At 40.0% G+C, this 11,291-nt stretch carries 15 protein-coding genes and 1 tRNA gene; 2 read left to right on the forward strand and 14 right to left on the reverse strand.

Annotated elements, in window-relative coordinates:
- Positions 1–96: 96 nt before the first annotated feature.
- The 8 genes from H6A61_RS14380 to H6A61_RS14410 form a co-directional block, all read right to left on the reverse strand.
- Positions 97–405 carry a vWA domain-containing protein gene (locus tag H6A61_RS14380; protein ID WP_239469242.1) on the reverse strand — a complete coding sequence of 103 codons (309 nt, stop codon included), beginning with the start codon at positions 403–405 and terminating at the stop codon, positions 97–99.
- 6 nt (positions 406–411) lie between these two features.
- Entirely contained in the window at positions 412–1,047 is a 636-nt protein-coding gene (locus tag H6A61_RS14385; protein WP_204394564.1) for a vWA domain-containing protein, read from the reverse strand.
- A gap of 61 nt (positions 1,048–1,108) precedes the next feature.
- The gene (locus H6A61_RS14390) at positions 1,109–1,747 is read right to left on the reverse strand and encodes a vWA domain-containing protein (protein WP_204394565.1); all 639 of its coding nucleotides are present in this window, start codon (positions 1,745–1,747) and stop codon (positions 1,109–1,111) included.
- A gap of 4 nt (positions 1,748–1,751) precedes the next feature.
- Positions 1,752–2,435, reverse strand: a complete 684-nt coding sequence (locus tag H6A61_RS14395; RefSeq protein ID WP_204394566.1) for a TerD family protein — start codon at positions 2,433–2,435, stop codon at positions 1,752–1,754.
- Between the two features lie 12 nt (positions 2,436–2,447).
- Positions 2,448–3,137, reverse strand: a complete 690-nt coding sequence (locus H6A61_RS14400) for a TerD family protein (RefSeq protein WP_204394567.1) — start codon at positions 3,135–3,137, stop codon at positions 2,448–2,450.
- Positions 3,138–3,140: 3 nt separating this feature from the next.
- On the reverse strand, positions 3,141–3,698 hold the full coding sequence (locus H6A61_RS14405; protein WP_004289453.1) for a TerD family protein: 558 nt from the start codon (positions 3,696–3,698) through the stop codon (positions 3,141–3,143).
- A 111-nt stretch (positions 3,699–3,809) separates the two neighbouring features.
- Positions 3,810–4,109 carry a hypothetical protein gene (locus H6A61_RS16025; RefSeq protein WP_239469243.1) on the reverse strand — a complete coding sequence of 100 codons (300 nt, stop codon included), beginning with the start codon at positions 4,107–4,109 and terminating at the stop codon, positions 3,810–3,812.
- 7 nt (positions 4,110–4,116) lie between these two features.
- Positions 4,117–5,181, reverse strand: a complete 1,065-nt coding sequence (locus H6A61_RS14410; protein ID WP_239469244.1) for a hypothetical protein — start codon at positions 5,179–5,181, stop codon at positions 4,117–4,119.
- Positions 5,182–5,992: 811 nt separating this feature from the next.
- Between H6A61_RS14410 and H6A61_RS14415 the strand changes: the two genes are divergently transcribed.
- Both H6A61_RS14415 and H6A61_RS14420 read left to right on the forward strand, forming a co-directional pair.
- Positions 5,993–6,289: a helix-turn-helix domain-containing protein gene (locus H6A61_RS14415; protein ID WP_195593570.1), complete on the forward strand. Its 297-nt coding sequence runs from the start codon at positions 5,993–5,995 to the stop codon at positions 6,287–6,289.
- Between the two features lie 31 nt (positions 6,290–6,320).
- Positions 6,321–6,623: a helix-turn-helix domain-containing protein gene (locus H6A61_RS14420; protein ID WP_204394579.1), complete on the forward strand. Its 303-nt coding sequence runs from the start codon at positions 6,321–6,323 to the stop codon at positions 6,621–6,623.
- Positions 6,624–6,697: 74 nt separating this feature from the next.
- Here the strand turns inward: H6A61_RS14420 and H6A61_RS14425 are convergent, their stop codons facing one another.
- The 6 genes from H6A61_RS14425 to H6A61_RS14450 form a co-directional block, all read right to left on the reverse strand.
- On the reverse strand, positions 6,698–7,075 hold the full coding sequence (locus H6A61_RS14425; protein ID WP_204394569.1) for a transporter: 378 nt from the start codon (positions 7,073–7,075) through the stop codon (positions 6,698–6,700).
- A gap of 5 nt (positions 7,076–7,080) precedes the next feature.
- Positions 7,081–8,313: a site-specific integrase gene (locus H6A61_RS14430; RefSeq protein ID WP_204394571.1), complete on the reverse strand. Its 1,233-nt coding sequence runs from the start codon at positions 8,311–8,313 to the stop codon at positions 7,081–7,083.
- A gap of 243 nt (positions 8,314–8,556) precedes the next feature.
- A tRNA-Phe gene (locus tag H6A61_RS14435) sits at positions 8,557–8,674 on the reverse strand.
- 145 nt (positions 8,675–8,819) lie between these two features.
- Positions 8,820–9,809 carry a hypothetical protein gene (locus H6A61_RS14440; protein ID WP_204394573.1) on the reverse strand — a complete coding sequence of 330 codons (990 nt, stop codon included), beginning with the start codon at positions 9,807–9,809 and terminating at the stop codon, positions 8,820–8,822.
- Between the two features lie 157 nt (positions 9,810–9,966).
- Positions 9,967–10,827, reverse strand: a complete 861-nt coding sequence (locus H6A61_RS14445) for a hypothetical protein (RefSeq protein WP_204394575.1) — start codon at positions 10,825–10,827, stop codon at positions 9,967–9,969.
- A 61-nt stretch (positions 10,828–10,888) separates the two neighbouring features.
- On the reverse strand, positions 10,889–11,176 hold the full coding sequence (locus H6A61_RS14450; RefSeq protein ID WP_204394577.1) for a hypothetical protein: 288 nt from the start codon (positions 11,174–11,176) through the stop codon (positions 10,889–10,891).
- Positions 11,177–11,291 lie beyond the last annotated feature (115 nt).

An 11,291-nucleotide genomic window follows, 5' to 3' on the forward strand; every position in this document is an offset into this window, starting at 1 on the left:
GTAGCACGATGCGTGCAAGCACTTCCAATTGATTCGTTTCCATAAGACAAAGGTCGCAATTTATAGGGATAATAAAAATTAATCCCCACTAAATTTCTACTGCGCCGTTGTTTTCTTTACGGACTTGTCAATATCGTTCATCAGACAGTCCAAAGCAGTGCCTAACGATGTTCCTCCACCTATAGGAAACTGCGGTGGATAGAACTTGTACAACTCAGTTAAAGGAGACAAGACCTTTGCCTTTCCTGCAAAAACAATGACAGACACAAATACTGTTTCAAGAGCATACGGGTCAGTCCTTAGCTCTTGTATGATATTCCTCATGCCTTTCTCTACCTGAGTGATTGGTTCTCCAACCATTGATTCTGAAACATCAATCAGAAAATATATCGGTAATCTTCTCATAAACAATTATATTACTATATTCACCTCCGCAGGTGGTCCCGGCAATTCCAAAGAATCCGTTGTTCCCACACTTTTTCCTCCTACACCTATAACATCAGAAACCCAAACAAAGAATTTCTTAAACGATGTGGCATCCATTGTATCAAGTGTAAACACTTGGTCTGTGAGCTTCTTTAGCGGTTCTATTTTTGCTTTGGGACCGGCTGCACAAGCAATTATGCTTGCAAAATTCTTACTCTTGACTATCGGTATAACGTTATTGTAAATTTGTATATCTGCTGGTTTACCGTCTGTCATGATGAATAATAATGGACGCCAATCGCCTTTTTGTTCAGGTGTACCCTTTTGAACTTCTACTTCAATCCTGTTGCAAAGCATTTCCAATGCCTTTCCAAGAAATGTCGGGCCTGAATCCGGCGTGATGATATTGGGTATCTGTAAATCGGCAAGTTCGGTCAAAGGCAAAATCTGATTTACCTCCCTGTCAAAAGTTATTATGCTTATGCAAACAGTTTCCAGCGCATATGGGTCTTGACGGAGAGTCGCAATCATATCTGACAAACCGACCTTGACACTTTCTATCGGTTCTCCCTTCATAGATCCGCTGGTATCAATCAAAATATATACAGGTAAATGTCTCATTCTTGATAAACTTTATAGCATAAGTGGCACAAACTGTTTCGTGCCACTTTGCTTTGTTTCTTTACACAACGATATTTACTTCTGGAGGTGGAGGCGGTAGCTCGCTCATTGATGCAACATCGCCGTGAGTATCCTCAACTTTTTGGCTGCCTGTACTGATGCTTGCGCTTACCCATTTGAAGAACGCCTTAATCGTTGCGCTGTCGGCTGTATCAAGCTGAACGACATTTTCTGTAATCTGCTTTAACGTATTCGTGTTAGCACCTTGCCCTGCGGCACAAGCTACGACCATACCGAATTTTCTTTTCTTGAACTCGTCAATCCCCTTCTGCAAATCATCTGTAGGTTCGCCATCTGTCATAAGGAAGACCAAAGGCTTCCAGTCACCTTTGACTTCTTGTGTAGTCTTGACAATTTCGGTATCAACCTTTTGTGCAAGCAAAGTCAGTGCTTCGCCCAAAGCGGTACAACCACTTGCTTCAATTTGAGGTTGTTGAAAAGCCGACAATTCTGTAAGAGGTGTTACCTGTTGAGCCACAGAATTGAAAGTTATGATACTAATATATGCTGTTTCAAGAGCATAAGGGTCTCCTCGTAAAGTTGAAATAAGTGTCTGGACACCATTTTTGACCGCCTCTATCGGTTCACCGTACATAGAGCCGGATGTATCCAATAACAAATAAACTGGTAATCTTCTCATTGCTCTATTTCGAATATGAAGTTAATATTCTCTTTACTGTTTGCCGAAGGTCATTTTGGTCATCAAAGGCATCACCAATGGCTGCAAATTTCCAATCACCATTCCGACGATATAGCTTACCCATAATGAGAGCATTCTTCCCCATGAACTGGTTTTCCTTTGCAACATCATATTGTGCAAAAATGGATTTCACCTTTTTAGGAGTTCCTTCATACATACGAATTGCAACATATGGGATTTTTTGAAAGTCTATATTCCTTGGTTGGTATATGTTCAAGAAGAAAAATATCTGGTCTATTGCAGGATTGACTTTCGTAAGGTCAACGGTTATTATCTCATTGTCCAATCCATCGTCACCGCCCTTATCTCCTTCCGTATCATCGGGAGTGTGGTACATAGATTTATCTGCCGACCAATCTTTCCCTATGGGAAGTCCTGCGGCTTGGAAAAACTCTTTTTTATATAAAGGGGAATACAGCGTGTCAACAAGTTTGCCGTTGCTGTCGGTCATAACACAACTTAAGTCAACATCTACATCGAGTTCCTCTTTTTTTGTTCCAAATCCTAAGAAGCCTGTTTTTTCAACAACAATAGCTCCCCAATTACACCCAACACAAAAGTTGGTGAGTTTTGCTCCATTATCTTTTTCAAGATTAATGCGCTGACCTTTTTCTAATCGTATTGCCATATTAAAATCAGATTAAGTATATTTTTCAACTAATTCTTCAAGACCGCCATGATGTCCAATGCCTGTTGCCTGAATTTTCCATTCTCCTTTGTGGCGATATAACCTGCAAAATTCAATGGAAGCACAAGCTGAAAAATCTTCGGTTAAATCATAGACAAACTCTCCTTGCCCCTCGGCTTCCTGCCCAGGTTTATAAAGACGGACGTAAGCACGTTCTACTTGGCCGAAATTCTGTTTGCGCTCTTTGTATTTATGTATGCTTACAGTTATTATTATTTCCTGTATGTCAGCCCTAACTTTCGAGAGGTCTATATCCATTGTTTCGTCATCGCCATCTTCCGAAGTTGAACCGTCCTCGTCGTCAATAGCTCCTATAACCGACATTTCGGGGTCAACAGGGCGTGATTGTACCCTCATTTCATCATTCGTCGTCCACACAGTATATGGGTATATCTTGCGTGGTTCGACCAACTCGCCCTTGTTTTTCCCTTCGAGATAAACCTTCAGCCGTTTTTCGGAATTATAAAAAACCAAGTAATCGTCTGCTGGGATTTTATGGGTAGCATTAACCATGAAAGCCGAAACGTCAAGGTCGAAATCGTCATCCGACGAAGCATCTTCATTCACGTCCCAGCCCAGCCCAACATGAAAAATATTCATGTTGAGCACATGGTTCTGTCCCTTAACAAGATTTATAGGCATGATTTATTGATATTTGTTGACCAATGCTTGCAATCCACCTTTGTTACCTATGCCCATAGCTTCGAACTTCCATTCTCCACCACGGCGATACAAACGCCCAAACTCAACGGCTGTTTCAATGGAGAAATCCTCGTCCAAATCATAGCGTGCTATTTCTTCGTTGGTGATTGAATTGTAGATGCGTATATAAGAGTTTCTAACCTGCCCAAAGTTCTGTTTCCTTTCGTCTGCCTTATAAATTGTAGCAACAAACAGAATCTCCTGAATAGAAGGGTCAACTTTTTGCAGGTCAACATTCAATGTTTCATCATCCCCTCCGTCACTATTGCCTCCAGTAGTATCATCACCTGTAGATTCCACCGCTCCGTCTGGAGATTTCGGATTATTGTAGAATATGAAATAATTGTCATTTGGAATTTTCTTGTTGCTTCCCAACATAAATGCAGAGGCATCCAAATCGAAATCAAAACCTGTACCTTCATTCGGATCCCATCCGAGACCTACACTAACTTTAGATAGACCTATGCCTATCCGCTGTCCTTTTTCCAATGTAATTGCCATAATCGTATTTGCTTAAATTTTTACGCAAAATTAGGCAATAAGTATTTGATTTACAGAAATCTGCAATATTACACCCGATAAAGAAAAAATCGTCTGCAAAAAGTTGCAAGGTTATAAGGCCAATACCCGGCTCCAAAAAGCAGAATCCTCAAAACGGCAAATCTGCTTTGCTTGCATATCGTAACATAGACACAATTCTGGAGGAATGGCTACACAGTAATTGCCAAAAAGATTTCGTTGTACTAAGTAGTCATCGGCATTGCTTAACAATTCTCCGATTTGGCGAATTTGTTGTTTAATCAGACTTAACATTGGCAACCTGTTTTCCGAAAGATATATTTTCGGAGCACGAGATTTATCGCCGCCAAAACCTTCATAAATCATCTCATACTTTAGCTGTATAAGCTGCATACGGTGGTCAAATCTTTTTAAAGCCTTGGCGTTTTCCGGTTTGCTGAAATTTATTCCACCACTTCCTGATTCCAACAAAGAATAAGGCATACAAGGCCTTCTCCCTTCTATGAAGTTTTGATAACTTTATTTCGGCCTCAGGCAAGAGAATCTCTCCATGAAACAGGTCTATAACAACACTGCTTCTGACGCCTTTTCTATCTGTAAATATGTCAAATACCTGCTTGTAGTAACCACGATAAACAAATCTTTCCTTGCCTTCAAAAGAAGGATTCAACACTCTTGGCTTATACAGTTTCATGAACAAGTCTGTAAAATCCCTTGCTATATTGAGAGCGTCCTTTTCGAGAGTAATCGATAGAAAGTTTGAGTAGATTTTACCTCCAACAAGCGAATCGTTTATACATAAAAGTATCGACGGTAACGATTCGTCCAAGTCTTTGAGATTCATTTTCCCGACAATACCTTCCTTGCAGAAATCAGATGTATTCAACGAGGTTAACTGCCGTATCATATCTCCCATCTGTTTCTCTGAAATTTTAGGATACAGAAATGAAAGCAATGACAATAACTTACTTTGTGGCAACGACTTATAATGCTCGCATACCTTTGGAAGATAGACAAAGTTCAAACCTATCAATCGGAACTCATTGGATATTTCCCTATAAGCATCAGAAATTTCCTTGTTTGCCTCCTTGTAATATTCCCCTTCAATATAAAGTATCTGTGATTTTTCGGCTAACGTATTATTGGGTAAAACTGTCGAATATATTTCAGCGTGTGTGAAATATTTTTCAGACAAACACGCTATTATGGCAAGTACAATAAGTCCTTCTTCTCTACTAAAAGCGTTGTCAGACAAGGCTAAATTGTAAAAATCTCCAATAATGTCATGGATTAGGTTTGGAGATAAATTCTTTAACAGGCAAACAGCATCGGACAAAGTCATGGAATCGCCCATAGCTTCGTCTTCTTTCGTTATGCGGTACTTGTCTTTGATTCCATCCAAGTAATCAATTTCTCGCAAGTCGATAATAGAATCAGCTTTCACAATGTCTGAAACTATTCGCATAATGCCAGCACGTTCATTCTGCTTCATTGCCGAGTCAAAGTGCGGACTTGATTCCCGGCAAGCCTGCTGTTACACAAAAAGATTTAGACAAAAGAAAAGCGTGGGAATCATGCTTGTTACTCGTCCCACACATAGAGGCTCTGGCATCGCCCTGTTAGTCGAAACGAGCAACGCCGAAGCCCACGCCGATATGTATATAAACGAATATGATGCAAACAACCGACAAGGTCTGCCTGCATACAATTAATCGGATATAACATACCCATGGACATCTACCGTTGCTTTGAATTTGACTAACAATTCGAAACTGCCAGATTTCTATGTGTCAAGAACAAAGCGTCAAGTAAACGCCTTCACATTTTGTCAGTCCTCAATCCCGACCCATAGCCCGCTGTATCCATCTAGGGGATGACAGCCCGGCGTGAGCTGCCTTTCTATACACAACCTCTTTTGAAAGGATGAGCTTAGAAAGAAGTCGAGGACTGTTGCAAAGATAACCAATTGCAACTTAAATCAAGAAAGAAATATGAAAAAGTTTATTATTGCAGAGCTAATTTAGTCTTGAATTTGACGAACGCCACAGGCTACCACACCGACGCCAAATGCTGCCACGCAGGTGCGAAGCGGTTGGATTATGCCGGACTTCGCTTTTCTTTGCATCATGGACGCTTGGAACAGCCGTCACTGGTTCGGCGGATAACGCCACTCCCTGCCACAAGCTGCCACGATTGTGCCAACCTATTGTTTGATGCACGATACCCATTTATTTTGCGTCCAAAACCGAGTATCAACATTAAAAACAGTATCGACAATGGAAGTATTGATTTTTCAGAAAGAGGCGTTTGAGGAAATGGCGGCGAAGTTCAGCCGCTTCTCAGACCGTGTGAACGAACTCCTTGCCAAGCAAGGCAGCAAGTCATTAAACCGCTGGATGGACAACCAAGAGGTCTGCCAACAGTTGAACATCAGTCCGCGCACCTTGCAGACGCTGCGTGACAACGGCACGCTGGCTTATTCGCAGATAAACCACAAGGTGTTTTACCGACCGGAGGATGTGCTGCGCATCGTCAAGCCCGTTGAACGTAAGCTGGCAGACAAAGCCGTTTGATTATTATTGTACCACTAAATCCAATGTAACAATGAGTGAAATGATTACCAAGAACCATGCGCTTGTCGCTGAGTTCGGCGACAGCCTTGACCGTCTGCTGGACGGCATCGAGAACTTTATGGCAAACAGCCGTCCGACATTGGGCGGTGAACGTTTCCTGACGGACAGGGAGGTATCGGCACGGCTGAAAGTGAGCCGACGCACCTTGCAGGACTACCGCAACAACGGCATAATCGCCTATTACCAGTTGGGCGGCAAGATTCTGTACAAGGAATCGGACATCGAACGGATGCTTGCTGCCAATTACCGGGAAGCGTTCAGACGGCATCCATAATTGTGAATAAAAGGAATACGACCAGACGGTATCAGGTCGTATTCCTTACCTTGTCTGGTCGTATATCCTTCGTATCAACAACTTGGGGCTTTTGGGGTACATGTCGCCAGCGAAAAGAACAAACATAGCGGTTCCTTCCAATTGACGGCATATAGTTTTCCCATGATGAACCGTCTGAAAACCATGCTCTCCCGACTTCTTAACTTGAAGGAAACGGCTATCACCATTTCAAGGCTGTAAACATCGTAGTTTATCCCGTTGTCCTGCCTGATGTACCGCCTTGTTTCGCTTTCCAGCAATTCCATGTTTTTGTAGATAGTGTGTATAGCCTTGCGGATGTCATAACCGAACACATTGAACGCATCGCAGATTTCCTGCTGCGTCATCCAGACGGAAGTGGTAGGCATAGTGACCACTCCGTTTTCAGTGATTGTGATTATTCCTCTTTCCATAGTCCTTACATCGCATTAGAAAGCACATTTCGTACATTGGTCATATCACGCAGAATGGAACTATCCAGCACACGCGCATAGTGTTGTGTCATTTTTATATTGGAGTGACCGAGCATCTTTGCTACATTCTCAATACTCACACCATTGGCGAGGCAGACCGAGGTCGCATACGAGTGCCGTGCGGTATGAGTGGTTAAATTCTTCTTTATCAGACATAAATCAGCTATCTCTTTCAAATAGCTGTTCATCTTCTGGTTGCAGGGGACAGGGAGCAATACCTTTTTCTTTTGGCACATCGGATGGTCGGCATACTTACGGAGAATTTCCAAAGGAATGTCAAGCAAAGGAATGTTGCACATATTCTTCGTCTTTTGCCGTGGCTTGCGAATCCATAGATTGCCGTTTGCATCTTCAACAATATGTTCGGGTGCCAGTTGTTGCACGTCAATGAACGCCAACCCCGTCATTGCTGCAAAGATGAAGACATCACGCACGATTCGGATGCGCTCCAATGGAAAGTCTTTGTGGTAGATGGTGAGCAGTTCATCCATTGTCAGGAACTCGCGGATAACCTCTTTCTCATGGAACTTGATGCCCACAAACGGGTCTTTGCTTATCCATTCGTTTGCCAAAGCGAGATTGGTTATCTTTTTCAGGCACTTCATGTAACGGATAACGGTGTTCTGCTGGCAGGACTTTTCCGTTTTAAGGTAAAACTCAAAGGCAAGAACCAACTCCCCATTAACTTCCGTCAGAGGCAAATCCTCTTTCCCATACTTCTGTTTGATAAGCTCTGCGAGATAGCGTTTGCAGCTTTCATAACGGCGGACGGTAATCAACGCATAGTCTTTCCCCACGAGAGCACGGCATTGGTCGTTATGTTTCTGTATGGTGCCGATGAGCGTGCGGACTTCTTCCGGCTTCTTATCTTGTCCGAAGAACTTTTCCTGCAACAGTCGGGCGGTAATGGGCTGTCGCTGTTCCTCCAGTTCATTAAATAGTTGGTAGAGCTTGATTTTCGCATTTTCGATATAGGCGTTCAGGTCGCACGCCTTGCGGCTTTTTCCACGGGCACATTCCTTTGCTTGATTCCATGACGCAGGGTCTATGCTCTTGCGGATGTTGGTTTCCACTCGCGCACCGTTCACGGTGATGCGCATACATACGGAGGCTTCTCCGTTTTTCAGCAGTTTGGCTTTCTTGATGAAGAAAAGCACATTGAACGAGTTTCTTTTCATTTTCCTACAATTTTTAGTTGGACAAAAGTAGGAAACCATCCACGTTTTCTTGATACGCAAAACATTGCAAATCAGCGAAAAAGAATCCGGTTCGGTGGAGATTTTCTCTCCACCTTTTCCGCTCCACCTTTTGGAACACCGGAAGCGGTCATATTCCGCACTTTTTTGCGTCCTGCGGGAAAACAAAAACTCCCGATTTCGTTTGGAAATCAGGAGTCTACCGCTAATTGCTTTTCTTCAAAGTGGTGCCACCAGGAATCGAACCGGGGACACAAGGATTTTCAGTCCTTTGCTCTCCTACGGCATTAAAAGCCTCGCCTAACGGCTCAACTTTCAATGCAACCAACTGAGCTATTGCACCTTAGCAGTTATACTACTTTTTTTATACTGAACTATGTTTTTCTCTTGGTTTAACTGTCAGTTTAACTCACAGGGTAAAATCACGAGATTTGTTAATACTATAATTTATGTTCTCTTTTATGCTATAAATGTACTAATAATTCTGTTTAGTAGAACTTATTATCAGTCTTTATTTTTGCTTTCTTCAATGCTGCAATATATCCTTTTACTTTAGAACCCTCATCATAAAGAAAATCCTCATCCGTTTTTTTATTCTGTGTCAGCTTAGTAAGTCCTATCAGTTTGGATATTAATTTGTATTTGCTTATCACGATTCTTTCCCCATCCTTATTAGTAAAGCTCTGTCTAATAGGTGTTTCATAGTCTTTCAAGAAATAGTCAAACATGGTTGCAAAGTGACCAATTAGATAGGTTTGGCTTGTTGAGGTGCTTTCATATAGGTTATCAATATCAAAAGCCCTACTGAAAAGTGCTTCATTATAGTTCACTGTGATTTCTTTCTTGTTTACTCCATCATAGTAGGTATAAACATTTGGTGAAGCTAAAGTATTGAGCTTTTTATAGAACTCGTCTTTTTCCTCTTTCTTATCATAACCTTTAGAATGAAAATCCCTTGTCATTTTCACCATGTCAAACATCTTGTCAGCCATAGTTCCTATGTAAGCTATTGCAAGCGCATTATCCACTACTATTTTCTTCTTTCCTACCTTTAAGGTAATACTTGCTTCTTCTGAAAATTCAGCATGGCTGTCACTGATAGATTTCAATTCCCTTATAATAGTTTCACAAAAAGATTCCACCTGTGCATGAGGATAGACATGAGCCATATATGGATTTTCCCACTGTCCTTTGGAAGCATGGGTAATGAACAGTATAAGTAAATAGAATTTATCCACATCTAAATTCAAAGCCTTTATATTGGCTTGTATTTCCTCGTCATTCAGATATTCGTTATATGAAAGGAAATTTACTTCACCTTTGTTGTAATAATATTCAAATTCTTCATCTGCTTTTGTGCCTCCAACGTGCATTATTCCCTTGCTATCCTCATAGACCATAGGGTAAAACTTGTATGCAACCTTTAATACATACTCCAGTATTTCGCTGTTGTCTTCTTCAATATCCAATTCAATCATAATCTCCAAATATTCAAGTATAGCCACAAAGATATTGAAAAAGTGGATTTTATGTGAATATATTCTTTATGTATGATGAGAGGGTGACAAAATTTGAACGGGGTATATAAAAGTGTTTTTTCTCAAAAAATGTCACCCTAATAATCTTGATATTAATTTAATCATAACAGGTGAAGATATTTATAACTGATGGAGAATACCAAATCAGACCAAATTCATTTAAAAGAATCTTCTCTTTCAAATCCCAAAATGCGTGACAATAACCTAATTCTTTAGGTATATCCAGTAAACTATCAACTTCCTTTTCAACGTGTTCTATAATACGTCTGCCAATAGGAATGTGTTCAATAATATTTTCTATTTCTGATGGTTGTTCTTCACGATAGATACAAAATATCCTTTTGCAAATAGGACAGTAACAATAAACTTTGCGTATATCCTTAACCTCCAGCAATCTTTTAGATATAATGGAAGTAAGTGTTTCAGAAGTTTCATAAAATATCACCCCATTGGAATTATCATTGAAATGTTGGCAGCATGTGTTTTCGATTTTATTCTCTTCAAAATTGAATGAGATAGAATTAACGTCATGGCTCAAACCAGTAATGCAATCGCCAAAGAGGTTATTTATGGTAGTTTTTTCTTCTGATTCTGATAAGTCATTATTTAAAGTAAACTTTAAAGGTAGTTCTTTATCATGTTCTGCAATCTGCTTTATTAGACTGTCTGAATCATCGTCACGCTGATTATCTATTTTTAAAAGAATATCATTGGTATAATCAATATGCTTACTCCGTAATGTTCTTCTTATATCAGTTGTATCAAGTTGGTTGTCTATAAAATACTTGGTAATAAAATATCCAGTAGATTTAAAGTCTTTAGAATTCTCATGGCTTAAACACTCTTTATGTGTAACTCTTTTTGAGTTGTATTGACCAAATATACCGTTGATTCTTTCGAGAATATTATCTAACTGTATATCTTCATTATTCGCGTTGTCTTTGGTATTCTGTTCCATATTCTTAGATTTAATGTAATTTGTTCATAAAATGAATCTTATTATGATTGACTAATAGCCATTACTGGGAACACATTGCGACTAAAAAAGATAATCCGATAATGCACAGAATGATTGTACCACATCCGAATTTATTCCATTCTTTATCTTTGCTAATTCCATTTTTTATACCATCTGATATAAAGAAATAAGCAAAAATTCCTCCTAATCCAATAGCAAGAATAGCTATAATAAATCCAGTAAAATCATTATGTCCGCTACTAATTCTACCACGACTTGTCATATCACTTGCAAATAATTGTATAGTATGAAGTAATATTGTAATAGTACAAATCTTTTTCTTATCCATGATTGTAAATTTTTGGTTTGTTTCAATAAATCCACGCAATATTCTTTCGTAAGACTTCTGAATAAACGTTCCTTGTATGAAGGATAACGTGCTTCGATATTTAATGGTTCAAGAC

Source organism: Bacteroides caecigallinarum (assembly GCF_016901995.1).
In the GTDB taxonomy this organism is placed as follows: Bacteria; Bacteroidota; Bacteroidia; order Bacteroidales; family Bacteroidaceae; genus Phocaeicola; species Phocaeicola cellulolyticus.